This window comes from Pectobacterium wasabiae CFBP 3304 (assembly GCF_001742185.1).
Classification (GTDB): Bacteria; Pseudomonadota; Gammaproteobacteria; order Enterobacterales; family Enterobacteriaceae; genus Pectobacterium; species Pectobacterium wasabiae.
Genome location: NZ_CP015750.1, coordinates 2807301 through 2827799 on the forward strand (window position 1 = coordinate 2807301; position 20499 = coordinate 2827799).

17 protein-coding genes are annotated in these 20499 nt (G+C 53.6%); all 17 read left to right on the plus strand.

The window, feature by feature from the left end; translation table 11 throughout:
- Nucleotides 1-14: 14 nt before the first annotated feature.
- The 17 genes from A7983_RS12710 (at nucleotide 15) to tssA (ending at nucleotide 20497) form a co-directional block, all read left to right on the plus strand.
- Nucleotides 15-1088 (plus strand): ABC transporter ATP-binding protein, encoded by a 1074-nt coding sequence (locus A7983_RS12710; RefSeq protein WP_005972046.1) that lies wholly within the window; start codon nucleotides 15-17, stop codon nucleotides 1086-1088.
- Entirely contained in the window at nucleotides 1085-1936 is an 852-nt protein-coding gene (locus A7983_RS12715) for an ABC transporter permease (RefSeq protein WP_005972048.1), read from the plus strand. Before A7983_RS12710 ends, A7983_RS12715 begins: the two co-directional genes overlap by 4 nt.
- A 9-nt stretch (nucleotides 1937-1945) precedes the next feature.
- On the plus strand, nucleotides 1946-2743 hold the full coding sequence (locus A7983_RS12720) for an ABC transporter permease (RefSeq protein WP_005972050.1): 798 nt from the start codon (nucleotides 1946-1948) through the stop codon (nucleotides 2741-2743).
- A 38-nt stretch (nucleotides 2744-2781) separates the two neighbouring features.
- Nucleotides 2782-4266 carry a carboxylesterase/lipase family protein gene (locus A7983_RS12725; protein WP_005972052.1) on the plus strand — a complete coding sequence of 495 codons (1485 nt, stop codon included), beginning with the start codon at nucleotides 2782-2784 and terminating at the stop codon, nucleotides 4264-4266.
- A 984-nt stretch (nucleotides 4267-5250) separates the two neighbouring features.
- Complete coding sequence (gene tssB, locus A7983_RS12730; RefSeq protein WP_005972057.1) at nucleotides 5251-5754, plus strand: type VI secretion system contractile sheath small subunit; 504 nt, start codon at nucleotides 5251-5253, stop codon at nucleotides 5752-5754.
- Nucleotides 5755-5823: 69 nt separating this feature from the next.
- Nucleotides 5824-7302, plus strand: coding sequence for a type VI secretion system contractile sheath large subunit (gene tssC, locus A7983_RS12735; RefSeq protein ID WP_005972059.1), 1479 nt, complete (start codon nucleotides 5824-5826; stop codon nucleotides 7300-7302).
- Between the two features lie 5 nt (nucleotides 7303-7307).
- Nucleotides 7308-7739 (plus strand): type VI secretion system baseplate subunit TssE, encoded by a 432-nt coding sequence (tssE, locus tag A7983_RS12740; protein WP_005972060.1) that lies wholly within the window; start codon nucleotides 7308-7310, stop codon nucleotides 7737-7739.
- Between the two features lie 2 nt (nucleotides 7740-7741).
- Nucleotides 7742-9508 carry a type VI secretion system baseplate subunit TssF gene (gene tssF / locus A7983_RS12745; protein ID WP_005972062.1) on the plus strand — a complete coding sequence of 589 codons (1767 nt, stop codon included), beginning with the start codon at nucleotides 7742-7744 and terminating at the stop codon, nucleotides 9506-9508.
- Nucleotides 9472-10470, plus strand: coding sequence for a type VI secretion system baseplate subunit TssG (gene tssG / locus A7983_RS12750; protein WP_039478032.1), 999 nt, complete (start codon nucleotides 9472-9474; stop codon nucleotides 10468-10470). Before tssF ends, tssG begins: the two co-directional genes overlap by 37 nt.
- A 2-nt stretch (nucleotides 10471-10472) precedes the next feature.
- Nucleotides 10473-11693 (plus strand): type VI secretion system-associated FHA domain protein TagH, encoded by a 1221-nt coding sequence (tagH, locus tag A7983_RS12755; RefSeq protein ID WP_005972064.1) that lies wholly within the window; start codon nucleotides 10473-10475, stop codon nucleotides 11691-11693.
- Nucleotides 11693-12214, plus strand: coding sequence for a type VI secretion system lipoprotein TssJ (gene tssJ / locus A7983_RS12760; protein ID WP_039478034.1), 522 nt, complete (start codon nucleotides 11693-11695; stop codon nucleotides 12212-12214). The genes tagH and tssJ overlap by 1 nt, the downstream gene beginning before the upstream one ends.
- A 2-nt stretch (nucleotides 12215-12216) precedes the next feature.
- Nucleotides 12217-13554, plus strand: coding sequence for a type VI secretion system baseplate subunit TssK (gene tssK / locus A7983_RS12765; protein WP_005972068.1), 1338 nt, complete (start codon nucleotides 12217-12219; stop codon nucleotides 13552-13554).
- A gap of 15 nt (nucleotides 13555-13569) precedes the next feature.
- On the plus strand, nucleotides 13570-14346 hold the full coding sequence (icmH, locus tag A7983_RS12770; protein ID WP_005972070.1) for a type IVB secretion system protein IcmH/DotU: 777 nt from the start codon (nucleotides 13570-13572) through the stop codon (nucleotides 14344-14346).
- Nucleotides 14347-14359: 13 nt separating this feature from the next.
- Nucleotides 14360-16957: a type VI secretion system ATPase TssH gene (gene tssH, locus A7983_RS12775; protein WP_005972072.1), complete on the plus strand. Its 2598-nt coding sequence runs from the start codon at nucleotides 14360-14362 to the stop codon at nucleotides 16955-16957.
- A 2-nt stretch (nucleotides 16958-16959) separates the two neighbouring features.
- On the plus strand, nucleotides 16960-18498 hold the full coding sequence (locus A7983_RS12780) for a sigma-54 interaction domain-containing protein (RefSeq protein WP_005972074.1): 1539 nt from the start codon (nucleotides 16960-16962) through the stop codon (nucleotides 18496-18498).
- Nucleotides 18498-19058 carry a type VI secretion system-associated protein VasI gene (gene vasI, locus A7983_RS12785; protein WP_005972077.1) on the plus strand — a complete coding sequence of 187 codons (561 nt, stop codon included), beginning with the start codon at nucleotides 18498-18500 and terminating at the stop codon, nucleotides 19056-19058. The genes A7983_RS12780 and vasI overlap by 1 nt, the downstream gene beginning before the upstream one ends.
- Nucleotides 19059-19069: 11 nt before the next feature.
- A complete protein-coding gene (gene tssA, locus A7983_RS12790) occupies nucleotides 19070-20497 on the plus strand; it encodes a type VI secretion system protein TssA (protein WP_005972080.1) in 1428 nt (475 codons plus the stop codon).
- Nucleotides 20498-20499 lie beyond the last annotated feature (2 nt).

Sequence of the window (20499 nt, forward strand, 5' to 3'; positions counted from 1 at the left end):
CTGGCAAGGGTTGTATGTCTGATTTTCATGTTGTAGTTGAGGATTTGGTCAAAACGTATCCGGGGTCTGCAACGCCGTCTGTCGACCATGTCAGCTTTTCGCTGCCGCAGGGGGAGATGCTGGCGTTGTTAGGACCTTCGGGCTGCGGCAAGACAACGATGTTACGTATGATCGCCGGGCTGATAGAGCCGGATACCGGCACGATAAGTCTGAATGGTCGTGATATTTCAGCCATCCCCGTTTATCAGCGCAATATCGGTATGGTTTTCCAGTCATACGCCTTATTCCCGCATATGACGATTGCACAGAATGTCGCTTTTGGTCTGGACGTGCGCAAGGTTGGAAAATCTGAACGGGATAGCCGTGTCAGGAAAGCGCTGGATCTGGTTAAGCTAACTGGCTTGGGCGATCGCCGTGTCAGCCAACTTTCTGGCGGACAGCAGCAGCGTGCGGCTATTGCCCGTTCGCTGGTCATCGAGCCTGCGCTATTGTTGTTCGATGAGCCGCTCTCCAATCTTGACGCCAAGTTGCGTGATGAAATGCGCGACGAGATCCGCGATATTCAGCGGCGTACTGGCGTTACCGCAATCTTTGTCACGCACGATCAGGATGAAGCGTTGTCGATGGCGGATCGTCTGGTGGTGATGTCGAATGGGCGTCTGGAGCAAATTGGTACGCCAAGTGACATTTTTGACCGCCCGCAAACCGACTTCGTCGCGCGATTCATTGGCAGCGGTAACTTTTTCTCTGCGTTGATCACCCGCGAGGGCATCCGGGAGATCCCTGGTTTAGGCGCTATCCATATTGCCAGTGATACGCTACTGAGGGAGACGGTGAACGTGTTGATTCGCCCTCATCGTCTGGTGCCGGTGCTATCTGGCAAACGTGATGGCGTTAATCACTTCCACGGTGTGGTTGAGCGCATTGTGTATCGTGGGCAAGTGCAGGCGCTGACGGTGCAGTGCGGCCGATATCAGCTACAGGCCGAAATCTTTACTCACATTGGCTATACGCCGAAAGTGGGTGAACCTATTACTTTTGTCGTCGATCCCGCCGACGTCACGCTGATCGGGCGGGATGTGGCATGAAAAAGCATAAACAACCACATGTTCTGTTGTTTATGCTCCTGTTTCCGGGGCTGCTGGCGCTGGGCGTCACATTTCTGGCACCGCTGATTTGGCTGATGAGAACGTCCCTTTCTTCATCCGCATTCAGCGGTGCTGGTTCAGCCTGGACGCTTACGTCTTACCGCAGCATTCTGGTCGATTCTTTTTACTGGCAAGTCGCGGCGAATACGCTGTTGCTAGGCGTTAGTGTCAGCGTAGCTGCGGTTGTGCTGTCTTACCCCATTGCGTTGTTCCTCATTCGTAGCACCAGTCGCTGGCGCGGTGTACTGACGGCGCTGGCGATAGCACCATTATTGACATCGATGGTGGTCAGAACCTATGGCTGGATGGTGTTGCTGGGGGATAAAGGCGTGATCAACAGCCTGCTGCTTGGCCTGTCACTGCTTGAATCGCCGCTGAAATTAACGAATAACTCGCTGGGTGCCAGTATTGCTCTGGTCGAGATATTGATGCCTTACGCCATTCTGGCGATGCTGAGTGGGTTCGGTCGGCTGAACAGCCAGCTAGAGGAAGCCGCCAGTATGTTAGGTGCTAATCGTTGGCAGGTATTTTCCCGCATTATTCTGCCGCTAAGTTTGCCCGGTATTTTGACGGCAGCATTGTTGGTCTTTGTACTGGCGATATCGTCGTTTGTCACGCCGCGATTGATGGGCGGTGGACGGGTATTCGTGCTGGGTACTGAGATATTCAGCGAAGCGACGGTGACGCTGAACTGGCCACTGGCTGCCGCTTTGTCATTTATCCTGCTGTTTTTGTTCGGCAGTATTATTGTTTTTTATCAGCGAGCATTACGCTCTCTGGAAGGATAGAGGCCTAGCATGAAACACCGTCGCATCGCTACGGGCAAACTTGCCTGGCGTACCCTGATTTCATTCATTTATCTTTTTTTGCTGGCCCCTATTATCGTTGTATTGATCATTTCGTTTGATACCCGACAGTATCTCTCCTTTCCGCCAGAAAGCTTTTCTTTCGGGTCATACATTAAGGTGCTCAATAACGCTGAATTTATTGCTGCTTTCTGGCGTAGTCTGGCTATTGGGGTCATTGTCGGGACGATTGCTGTGATATCTGGAATTTTGCTCTCGCTGGCGCTTACCCGTTTCCGTTTCCGGGGGCGGCAACTGATTACATTTTTGGTTGCCGCGCCGTTTCTGGTTCCGCATATTGTGCTGGCGGTTGGCTTGATGTTGGTATTTGCCCCGCTGGGGCTACTCGATAGCTATGGTGGGATCATTCTGGCTCATTTAGGTATCACTATTCCTTATACTGTTCGCACGATTGCCATGAGTCTGCTCGCGGTGGATCCTCGTCTGGAAGAAGCGGCGCTGATCCACGGAGCCCGGCCTTTCACTGTATTTCGGCGCATTACGCTGCCGTTGATTCGTCCCGGCCTGATTGCGGGGGCTGTGATCGCTTTTCTTATTTCCTTTGATGAAGCTACGTTATCGCTATTCATTGTTTCAACGCATACTTCAACGTTACCGACGCAAATTTATCACTATCTTGAATATTCCACGGATCCGCAGATTGCCGCGCTTTCTGTCTTGCTGATTTTGGTGTCTGTGGTGGTGGTGGTGATCCTCGAACGACTGGTTGGGCTGCGCAGGGCGCTCTGAAGTGTCGCTTTTTCATTATCGAATCGCAGGGAAATGCCATGATTGTGCAAACACAGGCTGGCTGGGTAGAAGGTTTTACAGAAAACGACATTCCTACATTTTTGGGGATACCCTACGCCGCGCCGATTACGGAAGAAAACCGATTTTTCGCGCCACAGCCAGTTGCGCCATGGCAGGGCATTCGTTCCGCTAAAATGTTTAGCCCGGTTTGCCCTCAATATCCTACCTACGGGCCTGTCGGCTGTGCTGCCACGTCACACTTACGGGTTGGTCATGATTTTCTTACGGTAAATGTCAGAACCCCGAGTTTGACGGGAAACGCCCCCGTACTGGTCTGGATTCATGGCGGAGGCTACGCCGTGGGGTCGGCCAATGAACCGCTGCTACAAACGGGCGCGTTTGCGGCCAGCGGCATTGTTGAAGTGAGCGTGAATTATCGGTTGGGCGCGTTGGGGTTTATGCATTTGGGAGGGGAATTCCCAGATAACCGAGGGTTACTGGACCAAATCGCTGCGCTGCGTTGGGTGCAAAACAATATCGCCGCTTTCGGTGGCGATCCCAGACGGGTAACTTTCTCCGGACGTTCTGCGGGTGGTTTTTCCGTCGCGGCGGTGATGGCTATGCCCGATGCTGAAGGGCTATTTTCACAGGTGCTACTACAAAGTGGGGCGAGCACGGCGGTATCCTCGCGGGAAGATGCGCAGAAAGTCACGGCTAGAATGCTGAGTGCGTTGGACATCAAAGCGGATGATTTATCGACGCTACCGATTGAACGTCTGTTGCTGGCACAGAAAGCTGTTTGCGATGAATCATATAACCACCATGATTACGAACGTGACGGCGGGGTAACCGCGCTTGGCGTTCCTTTCGTGCCTGTCATCAATGCGATCTCGCTACCGCATCATCCAGAGCAAGCCGCGGAAATAGGGCTGGTGGCACGGGTACCGATGATGATCGGTTGCACAACGGGTGAGTATGTTACTCATTCTAAAATGTACTCTGAGCTGACTTTTGCCGATGCTGAACAGCGATTAGATCCTCGCGTCAGGCCATTTGGGTTGCGTGGCGTGGAGATTATCCAGCGATACCGCAGGCATTTACCCAACTATACTGCACTTGGCCTGTGGCGAGCGATAGGTGGAGACATGGTTTTTCAAAACCCATCGACCCGCTTTGCTCAATATCATTCCCGCTATCAGCCGGTTTATAAATATCTCTACGGTACAATCGAAGATGATGGGCACGGGGCTCCCCACGGGGCAGAGGCCGGACATGTATGGTATCGGGATCGATCTAATCTCAGCCATCTTAGCGCGCATCAACGCATAACCGACGCTGAGTTTGCTCGAACGCTGCATAGGCTTTGGTCTTCGTTTATTCACCATCAATCTCCCGCCTGTGGGGGCGTGAACTGGCTGGCCTTCAGTGAAACAACGCCAGTGGTCTTACGGTTGACACCAGAAAAAATCTGGCATGAGGATGATCCTTTTACTCCACGCATTCACTGGTGGAAAACGGAATAAAAATAGACGAAGCCAATAGGTAGTTTGTTCGATGCCAAACTTTCCGTTTCTCCGTAGGCTGCGTGTTTTCCATGTGTTTGGGGTTGTGACTCCCCTTCTCGGCATGCCCTGCTGGTTTCATGACGGATGCCTCATTTTCCTCTCTGTTGTACTGTGGGGTTCTCGTATCATCCGGAAGATTCTCTTGTAGGATAAATTGCAGGATAACTGCCATTTTTTAACCTGAAACTGGCGTATAAAAGATCATCTAACTGCCTTTGTTGATAATTTTTGTTATGAAATGCCGCCAATTTTTATGGTTAGGTTTTTTATGCTTATTTTGTGCTTTTTTGTAGTGTAATGATCTGATAATTTCCATTAAAAAATCAATGCTTGCTAAACTATCTCATATTTATTTCTTAATAAAAAAATAATCCCGTAAAGTAATTAGGTTGTTTATTCTGACAAAAGTAAAAAATAGAGGGTAAATAGTTTTACTAAATTAAAATAAATGGGCTATTTGTAACCCTATTAATTTACTAGCTAACTAAGTATTTCGTTTCTAATGAAATTAAAAGGCACGAAATATATTCTTTTTCCGTTAATTGAAACTCAGTGGTTTACTCTCTTTTTTTGTGGTTTTTTTTACTTAATGTTTTTCTATGTATTTGTTTTTAATTTATTTTTTGTTTTAGCTGTTCTCTTTACTTGCTCTCCTATATAAGCGTTGACCATGCGTTTGTGTTGTGTGTATGATCCAAACTCAAAATATGAATGTATTTAACTTCCTTCTTGGTGTGAGTCTTCCACACCGATGTAAATCGTAAAATTACGGTTTTATTATGGTTTTTTAATTCGGTTTTAATTTATTTCATCTCGCTGGTCGAAAAACAAATACGCTATTTGTTTGCCGAGTCGCTGCCGTGCTTATGGATTATGGTGGGGTTTTGGTAGGAATCGACTTTACTTCTCCGGGCCCGAGTGCCCTTACGTTGGTATAGACACATGGCAAAAGGAACTGATGGTGCATCTGTCGCACCAAAGGAACGTATTAATATCAAATATGTTCCGGCCACTGGTGGTCAGCAGGCGGAAATAGAATTGCCGCTGACGCTGATGATCGTGGGAAATATGAAAGGGCGCACAGAGGAAACGCCGATCGAAGAACGTCAGACTGTCTCGATCGATAAGAACAATTTTACCTCCGTGATGAAAGAAGCCAATCTGGAACTGAATTTCAGTGTGCCAAATCGCCTTGAAGAAGAGAGCCAAGACGACCTGCCAGTGAAACTGAGTATTGCTGGCTTGAATGATTTCTCTCCTGACCGCATCGCCCAACAAGTGCCTGAATTACGTAAACTGCTTGATTTACGTGAGGCGTTGGTCGCGCTGAAAGGCCCCCTCGGCAATATTCCCTCATTCCGTAATCGTTTGCAGGATCTGTTGTCCAGCGAAGAAGCCAGAGAGCAGCTTCTCAAAGAGCTCGATCTGGTCAAACCCGCCGAATAATTGATATTCATACACTAAGCACATGCAGCTTGAAGTATGACGAGTATATTGACGAAATAGGGAAACAATATGTCAATAGTTGAAGAACAGGCCCAGGCAGGGGCTGCCAGCGCCTCAGGATCGCTGCTTGATGATATCATGGCTCAAGCACGTATCAGCCCGGTTGATGAAGGCTACAGCGTGGCTAAACAGGGTATTGCCGCGCTGGTTGCTAACATTCTTGATAGCGGTAATGCAGCAGAACCCGTGAATAAAGCGCTGGTCGACAGCATGATCGTCGAACTGGACAAAAAGCTCAGCAAGCAGATTGACGTGATTCTGCATGCGAAAGAACTTCAGGAACTGGAATCTTCCTGGCGTTCAATGAAACTGCTTATCGATCGCACCGATTTCCGTGAAAACATCAAACTGCTGGTGTTGCATGCGACAAAAGAAGAACTGTTGGAAGATTTTGAGTTTGCTCCTGAAATCTCACAGTCTGGCTTCTATAAGCACGTGTATTCCAGCGGTTACGGCCAATTCGGCGGCCAGCCTATTGGCGGCGTGATCGGTGACTATGCGCTGACGCAAAGCTCACCAGACATCAAACTGATGCAGTATGTCAGCGCCGTTGGCGCGATGGCGCATGCACCGTTCATCTCTTCCGTTGCTCCGACCTTCTTTGGTGTAGACCGCTTTACCGATCTGCCTTCCATCAAAGATCTGAAATCCGTTTTCGAAGGCCCTGCCTACACGAAATGGCGCTCGCTGCGTGAATCTGAAGATGGTCGCTATTTGGGACTGACTGCTCCGCGCTTCTTGGCTCGTCTGCCTTATGACCCGGTAGAGAACCCGATTAAGGGCTTCAACTACAAGGAAGATATCAGCACCAATCACGAACACTATCTGTGGGGCAATACCGCCTATCTGATGGGAACGGCGCTGACGGACAGCTTCGCGAAATACCGCTGGTGTCCGAACATCATTGGTCCGCAGAGCGGTGGGGCGATTACCGACCTGCCAGTGCATGTTTATGAAGCCATGGGGCAACTTCAGGCCAAGATCCCGACTGAAGTGTTGATCACCGATCGTCGCGAATATGAAATGGCTGAAGAAGGCTTTATCACGCTGACGATGCGTAAAGACAGTGACAATGCTGCCTTCTTCTCCGCTAACTCAGTGCAGAAACCGAAGGTGTTCCCAAACACCAAGGAAGGCAAAGAAGCGGAAACCAACTACAAGTTGGGTACGCAACTGCCGTACATGTTCATCATCAACCGTCTGGCGCACTACATCAAAGTGCTTCAGCGTGAACAGATTGGCTCATGGAAAGAGCGTCAGGATCTTGAACGTGAGTTGAATACCTGGATTAAACAGTACATCGCCGATCAGGAAAACCCGCCGGCAGATGTCCGTAGCCGTCGTCCTCTGCGTGCTGCACAAATCAAAGTGCTGGATGTGGAAGGAGAACCAGGTTGGTATCAGGTCACTATGTCTGTGCGTCCGCACTTCAAGTACATGGGGGCAAACTTTGAGCTGTCGCTGGTAGGGCGCTTGGATAAGGAATAAGACTTATGCCGTCTCTTTCTGCCTGGGAAAGGGGAAACGCGGCAAGTCTGTTTGATCGTATCCGTGGGGAGGAGCGTCGTTCCTCCCCTGAAACGGAAGTTGAAGCACTGATCGAGTCCGTTAAGCGTCAACTGGACAATGTGCTCAACACCCGGCCCGGAAATTGTCGCAGCGCACCTGAGCTTGGCGTGATTGATTTTAATGACGCGACGCAGGGTGGTGCGGACATTCGAGGGAAAATCCGGGAGGCGATCCGGCAGTGTATCTGTCGCTTTGAACCTCGAATTGTTCATGTGGATGTCGACACATCGGACTATTTATCGAATCCGATGGAGATGTCGTTTCAGGTTACCGCTCGGGTTAGGTTGGAAGACCTAGAGCAGGTCGCCTCTTTCAATATCCATATGGATAGCCACCGCCATTACAGAATGATCTGATTATGTCACTGGAACATTTTTTCAGGGATGAGCTGACTTACTTGCGCCTGCAAGGGCGCGAATTCGCCAAGGCGCACCCTGAGCTTACCCGATTTTTGTCAGAACAAACCACGGATCCAGACGTTGAGCGACTGCTGGAAGGGTTCGCCTTTTTGACAGGGAGCCTGCGGGCGAAGATCGAGGATGAATTTCCGGAACTGACACACGGTCTGCTGGGCATGCTCTGGCCTAATTACCTGCGTCCAGTACCGAGCATGACGATGATGCAATTTTCGGTGCATCCCGGTGCGATTGCACAGCCCGCATTTGTTGAGCGCGGCTGTGAGCTCGATAGCCTGCCGATTGATGATGTGGTCTGCCATTTTCAGACCTGTCACGATATCTGGATTTATCCGGCGGATATCCGCGAGATTAAAGTACAAAGCGGTAACGATCTTTCCACCATTACGCTGGATATTGGGTTGCATGGCCCGTTATCGCTAAGCGATCTGCAACTCGACAAGCTGCGCTTTTATCTGGGCGGTGATACCTATACGGCCTACGAACTCTATTTCTGGATCGCCAGCCAACTGTCGCATATTGAGCTGGAAGTCGATGGCCAACGCTTCCGTCAAGAGGCCAGCGTGCTGAAGACGGTCGGCTTCGAGCGAGAAGACGCGCTATTGCCGTACCCCGGCAATGTCTATTCGGGCTACCGTATCCTGCAGGAATACTTTTGCTTTCCTGAAAGTTTTCTCTTTTTCCAACTTGCTGGCGCGGTATGGCCGGATCTCCCGCTGACGGTAACGGAGTTCCGTCTGCATTTTTGCTTTGATCGTCCGTTGCCGGCGGAGCTGAAGATCCGCCCTGATTCATTCATGCTCAACTGTGTGCCTGCGATCAATCTCTTCCGACACGATAGTGAGCCGATCAACCTGAGTGGACGCCAGACGGACTACCCGCTGAAGGCCAGTTACCGCAACGCCGATAGCTTTGAAATCTTCTCTGTGGATAAGGTTGAAGGGTGGGTTGAAGGCAATTCAGGCCGTGCTCGGGGTATCCCACGCACGTATCAGCCTTTTGAGAGCTTTCAGCACCAAATCGAGCGAGCTAAAGGGCGATTGGCGCTTTATTACCGTATTCGGATAAGAGAAGCAGTGAACGGCAATGGTTTTGAACACATGCTCTCTTTTGTGCGTGGCGATGAGCGGGAAGTCATTGATTTGGATGAATCCATCTCGGTGACGCTGACCTGTACCAATCGGTCGCGTGCGGCACAACTACCCGTTGGGGCGATTTGTGTACCAGCCGGTAATTCACCGTCTTTTGCGACGTTTCGTAATTTGCTACGGCCGACGCGGCCACTGCGGCCTGCGATGGATGGCAGCCTGCACTGGACGCTGATCTCCAACCTGTCGCTGAACTATGTGTCGCTGCTGCGGCGTGATGCGTTGGTACAGATTCTGCGTACCTACGATTTTCCTGCGCTACACGACAAGCAGGCGGAACAAGCCTCGCGTAAGCGTCTGGCGGGTATCGAGTCTATCGAAACCACGCCTATCGATCGTCTGGTTCAGGGGATGCCGGTTCGTGGCTTGAAATCAATCCTGTCTGTACGGCAATCCGCGTTTTCCAGTGAAGGAGAACTGTACCTGTTTAGCACGGTGCTGGCGCACTTTTTCTCGCTATACGCCAGCGTCAACGCTTTCCACCTGTTGGAAGTGGTCAACATCGATAACAAGGAGCGCTACCGATGGCCGGTACAGATAGGTCAACACTCAATGATGTAACGTTCCGTCAGGATGTCTCACGCTTCAATTTTTTCCAACTGGTGGAACTACTCAACCAGTTGGAAGGCGTGGATCTGGAACAAGAGCTGGATTTTCGCCCTGAACAGGAACGTCTGCGCTTTCGCTCCACGGCCTCCATCGGTTTTCACCCCAGCGATATCTTGCAGGTGGGGTGTGATGAAGAGGGTCGTCAGGAATTGGAAGTCGCGTTTCTGGGCCTGCACGGTAGTCAGTCGCCGATGCCCGGCTATTACCTCGAAGAACTGGCCTGGGAATACGCACAGGGCGAACAGAAGCTGGGCGTGTTTCTCGATTTCTTTCATCACCGCTTACTCACGCTGTTGCATCGCGCATGGCGGAAATATCGCTATCACGTCCGCTTTCAGAATGAGGGGGAGGATGGATTCTCCCGTCTGATGTTCGCGCTCGTGGGCTTGGGCAACGATGCCGTGCGTGACAGCCTGCCGGTTAACCGCGCCAAGATGCTTTCCTACGCCGGGGTGTTGGCAAGCCCCAGCCGCTCCCCGGAGGTCGTCGCGGGTCTGGTTATTCACTGTTTTGATCTGGATGACGTCGCCGTTTTGGCCTGGCAGCACCGCCGTGTTCCCATTCATGAAGGGCAGCAGAACCGGCTGGGAAAAGGAAACATGATGCTGGGCGGTGATTTTGTCATCGGTGACAAAGTGAATGATTGTGCCGGCAAGTTCTTGCTCAAGATCGGCAATCTCAGCTTTAACCGCTTTCTCAGCTTTCTACCCAACGGCGAACATTTTCAGCCGCTGGTGCGTTTTGTCTCTTTCATTCTTCGCGATCAGTTGGCTTGGGATCTACGTCTTGGGTTTGCAGAAGATGAAGCCAAGGGCTTGAGCCTGGGCAGTGAGCAGAGCAGCCGTTTGGGGTGGAGCAGCTTTCTCGGGCAGCCGCCAGCGGATCCCTATGTGACGATTTGTGTGCAGGAGTAAATGTGAACGTAACCCATCCACTCACGTTGGTTGTGCTCAACAGTGAGCAGCTCGATATCAATTCTCAGGTGCAGCATCAGTTCGATCACCTCGGTGGCACGCTGGGTGCCTCGGAAAAAGATCAGTGGCAGCTACGCGATCGATTGGGATCGGTGTTACCCGCGCATGCACGTATCGAAATGACCGATGGTTATTTCAGTCTATGCGATCTGAGCGGGCAGTCTTTTATTAACGGTTCGCTGTCGCCGATTGGGCGGGATCGCAACGTCATTTTGTCGCACGGCGATGAGTTGGTGATTGGGCCTTTCCGGCTGGGCGTTTACATCGGCGATCCCACGACGGAACAGGATATCGATCAGGTGTTAGGGCTGCGCACGGACGATGTGTTGGGCGGCTGGTTAAGTGAAAAGAAAAAAGGGCGAACGGCAGAGAGTGCAGATACCGCGGCCGTGCTGAATGACCCGCTGTGGGCGCTACAGAAAGAACAGAGCCAGCCACTATTGCCATCAGACAGTGAGAGGGGCGGACAATCGCTCACGACCTCTCTTTCTTCTTTTTCTGCTGTTGAGGACACCATGGATCAGAAATTTGTCGAATTACCGAGCATCAATACCCCCTACGCGGGAGAAGGGCTGGAAGGGTACAGCGATGGCACGTTGCTGGCTCCGTTGATGCGTGGGCTGGGGCTGTCGCTTCAGCCGGGTGATGATGCTCGCCTGCGTGAAATGCTGGAAGAAATGGGGAAAAGCCTGCGTGCGATGGTTGAAGGACTGCTGACATTGCAGACGGAACAGGCCGCACTGGCGGACACGCATTTACGCCCGATTGAAGATAACCCGCTGCGTCTGGGACTGGGCTATGCGGATACGCTGTCGGTGCTGTTTGCCGAAGGGAAAAGCCCGGTTCACTTGTCTGCACCGGCTGCGGTGGAAGAAGTGCTGAACAATGTGCGGGTGCATCACATCGCGAATCATCAAGCGATTGCAGCGGCGTTGGAAAATATTCTTCAGGCCTTTTCGCCAGACGCGCTGCTCAGCCGCTTTGAGCACTATCGCCGTAGTGGTGAACCACTGGCGGCGGATGACGGCTGGGCATGGCAGATGTATCAGCACTACTACCGAGAATTGACGTCGCCACGCCAGCAAGGTTTCCAGAAACTGTTCCATCAGGTGTATGCGCAGGCGTATGACCGTGCCGTGCGCCAACAGCAGGAGCAAAAATGATGCTGCGGGCATTTTGCTTATGTTCGCTGATGGTCGTGCTGTCGGGGTGCTCCACGCTGGGCAAGATGGCGCAGGTCGCGGCGAATCCGGATATCCAGATAGGCAGCAACAATCATCAGCCTTCTACCGTGGGTTTTAGCCTACTGGCGGAACCGGACGTTAACCCGAATGAAAGCGGTGAAGCCGCCCCTATCGAATTCCAACTGGTTCTGCTGGCGGAAGATTCTCGTCTGTTAGCCACCGATTATGACCAGATAACGACGGATATCGAAAAGGCGCTGGCCAAGAATTACATCAGTCATCAGGACTACACGCTGTTGCCGGGGCAGTTCAAATACCTGCCGCCAGAAGCGTTGGATGAAAAGGTGCACTACCTCGGCGTGGTCGCCCGCTATGCGGATTCGGAAAGTGCGGAATGGCGCAAGGTGATCAAGCTGAAAAATGTCGGGCAAACGTATCAGATCCTCGTGCACCTGCGCCGGGATGAAGTCGAAATCAAAAAAGACCAAGAAGAAGAATAATTATGTCGAGTCGCAATCGCATTATCTGGCGGGAAGGTTTGTTCATTAAACCGCAGCATTTTCAACAGCAGCAAAGACATACCGATTACGCATTGCATGCGCGTCTCAGCGCACTGAGTGATTATTTTTATGGCTTGCAATCGCTGGAGATTAATGAGGAATACCTCAATTTTGGCCGCATCGCGCTGGTTAACGCCAGCGGGGTGATGCCTGACGGCACCGTGTTCAATATTCCGGGCGATGACGCCCTGCCGCTGCCGTTGGAGATCACCGACGTTGCGCTGGCAAACCAGAAAGTGTATCTGGCACTACCGCTGGCGGTGAATGGCGTCAGTGAAGTGGGTCAACCGGGGCAGGGGATCGCCAGCCGTTTGCAATCACATCGGCATGATGTGCGCGATCTGCACAGCGACGGCGGCGATATCGTCTCTCTGGAGGTTGGCAAGGTCAGCCTGCGGCTGATGCTCGATCGTGACGATCGCAGCGCCTATGCCTCGCTGGCGATTGCCAACATTCTGGATAAACGCCCTGACGGCGGTTTGATCCTGGATCCTAATTTTATGCCATGCAGCATCAGCGTTACCGCGATCCCCGCCTTAAAACGCTTTTTGGGAGAATCCGCCGGTCTGGTGGCTGAACGTGCGCGCAGTCTGGCGCAGCGCATTGCCGCACCGGGGCAACAGGGCGTGGCGGACGTAGCGGAATTCATGATGCTGCAATTGCTTAACCGCGCCCAGCCCAGATTGTCGCATCTGGCACGCCTTGGCACGCTACATCCAGAACGCCTGCACGAGGCGTTGGTCGAGCTGTGTGGTGAACTGATGACGTTTACCGATGAGTCGCGTCTGCCGCCTGAATTCCCTGCCTATCGTCATGAACATCAGCAGGCCAGCTTTGAGCCGCTGATGATGGCGCTGCGTCAAGCCCTGAGCACCGTACTGTCACCGCGTGCTGTTTCCATCCAACTGAAGAAACAGCCGTATGGCGTGATGGTGGCGATGGTCGGCGATGCGGAATTGATGGCCAGCGCCGAGTTTGTTCTGGCGGTACGCGCGCGTATGCCGCAAGAGCATCTGCGTAAACAACTGCTGCAACAAACGAAGATTGCCTCCAGCGAGAAGATCCGCGAACTGATCAGCCTACAACTGCCTGGTATTCCACTGCTGCCGCTGCCGGTTGCGCCGCGTCAATTGCCTTACCACGCGGGCTACAGCTATTTCCAACTGGATAGGCAAAGCCCCGCCTGGCAGGTGCTGGTATCTGGCAATACGTTGGCGTTCCACATTGCTGGCGAATTCCCGGAACTGGATATGCAGCTTTGGGCCATCCGCGGTCAGTAGTCAGGAGAGAAAGAGATGAGCATCGAGGTTATTAAAAACGATCAACTGGGCGATCTGCTTTTTGACCACGCCCGACAGTTGGATATGGATTCCGACTACTGGTTCCGCCTGCGTGGACAAAGCATTAATCCGATGATTGATGCCGTTACACCGCTGTTGGGCATGGTGGAGCGGGTACGTCAGCTCTCTGCCTATGAGGGTGTGGAGGATCTCTATCAGCGTGTGGTATCTGAAGTTCAGGCTATCGAGCAGGAATTGCACTCTCACAGCTATGAGAACGGTGTGATTCTGTCCTTCCGCTACATCCTCTGCACATTTATTGATGAAGCCGTGATGGGGCGGGAGTGGGGCGGACAAAGCATGTGGTCGGCACATTCTCTGCTGACTCGTTTTCATAATGAGACCTGGGGGGGCGAAAAGGTTTTTGTCCTGCTAGAGAAGCTGTTGGACGATCCCACCCGCTATCGCGACATTCTGGAGTTTATCTACCTCTGCCTCTGTCTGGGCTTTGAAGGGCGCTATCGGGTGATGACTCAAGGGCGTGAGGAGCTGGATCGCGTCGTGAGTAAGCTACATGACACCCTGCGCCCTGAACCTACGAATGCGCCAACGGTATTTCACCTGAATTTGGGACAGCAGGCCTCGCGCTATCAACTGCGTAGGCAGGTGTCATTGCGCACGTTGTTTATCGGCGTGTGTGTCGCCTTGGTGGCCGCATTCGGCCTGTACCGTTACCAGCTTACTCATCAGACCCAGGACGTACTGCGTCAACTGGGAGAATTATTACAATAACAGGAGCTACACCGTGATTCGAATTGAACTGCCGACACTGGTTGAACGACTCAACCCCGTGTGCCGTCATATGCTGGAAGAAGCGGCGGCACTCTGTATTCAGCATCAGGGTGCGGAAATCCGTATTGAGCACCTGTTGATGAAAATGCTGGAAACGCCGCTGTGTGATGTGCGGCAGATCCTCAAACGTGCGGGCGTTGATGCGGATGAACTGTCTGCGCTGCTGTTGCCTTCCTCCGTGGATAAAGAATTTGAGGCGGGCTATCCCTCATTCTCCCCTCTGCTGGTGGAGTGGTTACAGGATAGCTGGCTGCTGGCCTCGGCTGAGTTTCAGCACGTGCGTCTGCGCAGCGGCATATTGTTGCTGGTTTTGCTGATGACGCCAAACCGCTATGTGGCAGGGGCGGTATCTCGCCCGCTGGCGCAGATTAATCGTGAGCTTTTACGCCAGCAGTTTGATGAGTGGGTCAAGGATTCCGTTGAAACAGAAGTGGCGGTACGCTCCGCTACGGCGGAGCAGGCGGCAGCAGCGACCACTCAGCTCTCGCGCTACACGCAAAACGTGACGGAGTCTGCCCGACAAGGGCAGTTGGATCCGGTGCTGTGCCGCGACCACGAAATCGATCTGATGATCGATATTCTCTCCCGTCGTCGTAAAAACAACCCGATTGTCGTGGGGGAAGCGGGCGTTGGTAAAAGTGCGCTGATCGAAGGGTTGGCGCTGCGTATTGTGGCGGGTGCCGTGCCGGAAAGATTACGAGATGTAGAGCTGCTTACGCTCGATTTGGGGGCGATGCAGGCGGGTGCGTCAGTTAAAGGCGAATTTGAGAAACGCTTCAAAGGTGTGATGCAGGAAGTGAAGGATGCGCCACGCCCGATCATTCTATTTATCGATGAAGCGCATACGCTAATCGGGGCGGGCAATCAGGCTGGCGGGCTGGATGTATCCAACTTGCTCAAGCCTGCGCTGGCGCGCGGCGAGCTGCGTACCATCGCGGCAACCACCTGGAGCGAATACAAAAAATATGTCGAGAAGGACGCTGCGCTCTCTCGCCGCTTCCAGCTCGTCAAAGTCGGTGAACCGAACGCGGAAGAAGCCACGGTGATCCTGCGTGGGCTGCGCGGTATCTATGAAAAAGCACATGGCGTCCTGATTGATGAAGATGCGCTTCAGGCGGCGGCGCAACTGTCGGCGCGTTATATCTCCGGTCGCCAACTCCCCGATAAAGCGATTGACGTGCTGGATACCGCGAGTGCGCGCGTAGCTATTAACCTGACGACGCCACCGCGTGCCGTCAGCCAGCTACAGACCCGTCTGCGCCAGCAGGAAATGGAAATCACCCAGCTTGAGCGTCAGGCACGCATCGGTCTGGGCAATACCGAAGAGCGGTTAGTGGAACTGCGTGACGCCCGCGAAGCTGGCGCGGCACAGTTGGTACAGTTGGAGGCCGATTGGCTGCAACAGAAAACACAGGTTCAGCGCGTAATTGAACTGCGCACGGCGTTGCTGGATGAAGAGCAAACTGCTGATTTCGATGCCGTGTCGGCGGCGGCGGAACTGGCAGACTGTGAACAGGCGCTGGAAGCGTTGCAACAATCCTCCGTGCTGGTATCCCCTCACGTCGATAAAACACAGATTGCCGCCGTGATTGCCGAGTGGACGGGCGTGCCGCTTAACCGAATCTCGCAGGGTGAAATGGATATCGTCACGCGCCTGCCTGAATTCCTGGGCGAGACGATTAAAGGACAGCAGTTGGCGATTGCTCAATTGCATAAACATTTGCTGACCGCACGTGCGGATCTTCGTCGTCCTGGGCGTCCGTTGGGCGCTTTCCTGCTGGTGGGGCCGAGCGGCGTGGGTAAAACGGAAACCGTGGTCCAGATTGCCGACCTGATGTTTGGCGGGCGTAACTATCTGACCACCATCAACATGTCGGAATATCAGGAGAAACATACCGTTTCACGCCTGATCGGTTCGCCGCCGGGCTACGTCGGGTTTGGCGAGGGTGGCGTATTGACCGAAGCGATCCGCCAGAAACCGTATTCCGTGGTACTGCTGGATGAAGTGGAAAAAGCGCACCCGGATGTCCTGAATCTGTTCTATCAGGCCTTCGATAAAGGTGAACTGGCCGACGGTGAAGGCCGGGTCATCGATTGCCGCAATGTGGTGTTTTTCCTAACGTCCAATCTCGGGTTCCAGACGATCGTGAACTACGCCGAGCAGTCGGATGTGTTGCTGGATGCGCTCTATCCTGAGCTGGCGGCTTTCTTCAAACCTGCACTCTTGGCGCGTATGGAAGTCATCCCTTATCTGCCGCTGGCGCATGCCACCATGGTCGAGATCGTACAGGGTAAATTGTCGCGTCTGGTTTCTCTGCTGCAACAGCGCTTTAGTGCGGAGGTCATCATCGAGGACGAGGTGCCGGAAGAAATTCTCCGGTTGGCAAACCGCAGCGAAAACGGGGCGCGTATGCTCGAATCGGTGATTGATGGGGCATTACTGCCACCTGTATCACTACAACTGCTGCAACGACTGTCGGCGGGAGAACCCGTCAGCCGTATTCATTTCCGCGTCGAAGCCGGCCAGTTCCAGACCGAGGTGGAGGGCTGACTATGCAACATGCCCTCAAACTGGCGCTTGCACTCACCCAACAGCATGATGAAGCCAGTCTGTGCGGCTGGCTGCTGGAGGCAATGCAGGCCGCCTGGCAACCGCAAGGGATGCTACTGGGTATGGTGGATGTCAGCGGCAGGCAACTGATCTGCCAGGGTCGGGTGCATGAAACGCCAGTGGCGCTGAGTCTGGGGGTGGATGACTTTAGCCATCCGCTGGCTTATGCGCTGCATAAGAATCAGGCGCGCACCTGGGACTCTCTCTATGGCGGTGCCCGCATTGAGCACCGTGAATTTCGGCAGATGCTGATCTCTGTCGGGGCGAGTTGTGGGCTTCACGCGCTGCCGCTGCTGTCGGATGGCGGTAAGCCGCTGGCCGTGCTGGCGCTGTTGGATACGCCAGCTCGCCTGCAAACGCTGCATCAGCAGGGAGAATGCGAACAACTGACGCAGGTGTTTTGTCGACAACTGATGCTGCTGCGTGAGCTGGCATATACCCGGCGGGAACAGGTCGCGCTGAGAGATTCGCTCCGCCAGATTAAGGATGAAGGGCAGAGCCGTCGCGAGCAGGAAAGACGGGTGGAAACCACGCTGGTGGGTCAGTCTGCCGTGATGAAAGCATTACATCAGCAGATTTATCAGGCGGCAAAACACCGTCTTTCGGTGCTGATTCAGGGCGAAACCGGTTCAGGGAAAGAGGTGGTGGCGCGGTTACTGCATCAGTGTTCTGAACGTGCCGACAAGCCCTTTATTGCCATCAACTGTGCCGCAATCCCCGAAAACCTGATTGAAAGCGAACTGTTTGGCTATCAAAAAGGGGCGTTCTCCGGCGCGCAAAGCAACAAGGTCGGTCTGGTAGAACAGGCTAATGGTGGAACCCTGTTTTTGGATGAGGTCGGCGATATGCCACAGTCCATGCAGGCCAAGCTGTTAAGGGTATTGGAGACGCATAGCTTCCGTTCCCTTGGTGCGGATAAAGAGGTTCATTCTGACTTCCGTTTGATTGCCGCGACGCATCAGCCGCTGGAACAACAGGTGTCTGACGGGGTGTTTCGGCAGGATCTCTATCATCGCCTCTGCCAGTGTCTATTGCAGCTCGCGCCGCTGCGTGAGCGGCCGGACGATATTCGCCTGCTGTGCGAGCACTTTATCGATCAATTTGCGGACGAACGACAAAAGCACGTTGGGCCGTTAAGCCGTACTTTCCTTCGCCAATTAATGGGATATGACTTTCCCGGCAATGTACGGGAACTGCGCAACCTGCTGGAGGTCGTCTGCGCGAATACGCCGGACGGCGATGTGCTGTCTCTGACATCGTTGCCCCCCGAACTGCGTGAACGGCTGATGAGCAGTTCGGCTGAGGAACAGGATTGTTATCAGCACATTCACGATTTACGCATCGCCACACAACGGTATGAAGCGGCTGTGATTGAAGCACGTCTGCGCCAGTTTCAGGGCAACCGCCTGCTGGTAGCCGATAGCCTCAATATCCCTAAACGTACTCTTGACCACAAATGCCAGAAGCTGGAGGTAAATTGATGTTTCTGACGATGGCACCCTTACTGTTGGCAACCGCCGCGACGCCCGACCCTGCCTGGCAGTCGTTATGGGAACAGTGCCGTAATGAGACGGCTTCAGAGATCCGGCTGGCGTGCTATGACGCTCTGGGTCGGGAAGCTGAACGCACCGGCACCCTATCCCCACAGGATGATAAAACGGCCGCTGGCGGGGCATTTCAACTGGGACGTGAAGTAGATAGCGGTGATATGACGCTAACCCGCGTGCTGGCCGATGGTAATACGCTAGTGATTAGCTGTGCCAGCAATATCACGCACTTGCGCTTAACACTGAGCCAACCTTGGGCGGGGGAGTCTGTCACGTCGCAGCTTGATGGCGTGACGGTTTCCGACAGTTGGTTTATCCGCAACCGCGGGCTGCTGCTGGAGTCCGGTCGCGGTCTGGTGGCGATTGATGCGCTAAAGCGTTGGATTGGGCATCGCGAACTGGTGCTTAACGGCGCGGACGGTCACGCGCTGCGTATTGAACTCGCTGGGCTGGGTGAAGCGTTAGCGCCGCTGCGTCAGCAGTGTCACTGGTAAAGGAGGCAATCATGCATGCACATCCCTGGTGTAAACGCCTGCAAACTTCGTTGCCGGATGAGAAGTTGCGCGCCGCAGTATTGGCTGACGATCCGCTTTGGGAAAAGGTAGAAACGGAGCTGGTCAAACTGGGATCGCTGGCGCACAACCAGGTCGATCTTAACGTGGTGGCGGGCTATTGCCTGACGTTGCTGGAAAGCAAGACCAAAGACATGCGGGTATTGGTGCAGCTATTGCGCTGCTTACAGCACCCGGCTAAAGCGACACCGTTTTCTACCGCGCTGATGTTGCTGGACAGTTGGCTGGAGGGTTACTGGGTTACCGCCTGGCCTGCCAGCCCGGTTCAAAAACAAAAGTTGATGATCCAGATTATTCGGCGTTTTGAGGGCGCGCTCCCGCGCATTGCAGAGAGCGCCTCCAGTGCAGAGTTAGAGCAATTACAGCAGTTAACCGAGCAGGTGGCGACCCGCTGGGGCGAACTGGTCAGCGACAAAGCCTCGCTGTTGGATGAGTTGGTGCAGGGCTTTAAACGTGCCAGACAGCGGCAGCAGGCACAAGAAAAGGCGAACCAAACGGCCAATTCGACCCCGGCAGCGAGCAACAGCGGTGCCGCAGGGGGGAGTGACACCAGCGCCAGTACAGCTTCTACGCCACCGGTGAGTTCCGTGGAGATTAATTCATCCGACGAGCGTGGATGGCGGCAAACCCAGTTGAATGTTGCGACGCTGCTGGTTGAGCGTCATCCCAGTTCACCGATCGGCTACCGCCTGCGACGTCATGCTATCTGGTCCGGCATTGCGACTCCGCCGATGTCGGCCAAGGGGAATAAAACCCAATTGGCACCCGTCTCTGCAGATCGTGTGGATGAATACCAAAGTGCGCTGGCACAGGCTGATTTGGCACTGTGGGAACGTATAGAACAAAGCCTGGTGCTGGCTCCTTATTGGTTTGATGGGCATATGTTGTCGGCCTCGGTGGCATCGCGGTTGGGGCATGCTCCTGTTGCGACAGCCATTGCTGAAGAGCTTTCTGCATTTATTCAGCGTTTGCCGGAGCTGCGTGAGCTGGCATTCAGCGATGGCGCACCATTTTTGACAGGGAAGTGTAACCAGTGGTTGCAGTCCAGCCAGCCGGTGCGCGGCGGTGGCGGCGCGCGGCAGGACGATCTGGCGACGGAGGCGGCTGCCTGTCGGGATGAGAAAGGTATTGGGGCGGCGATGTTGTTATTGGATGAGCGCATGCGTCGCCTGAAAGAGCCTCGCGACCGTTTTTATGCCGAGTTGGTACTGGCGGATTTACTCGCTGAAGAAGGAATGAAATCACTGGCAGCACAGCACTATCAGCACATGTGGCAGGAAAGCCAGCAATTGGGCCTGATGCAATGGGAACCGGGAATGGTCAGCCGCGTGGAGCGGTTGGCGGCATCCCGCAAAAAATAAGA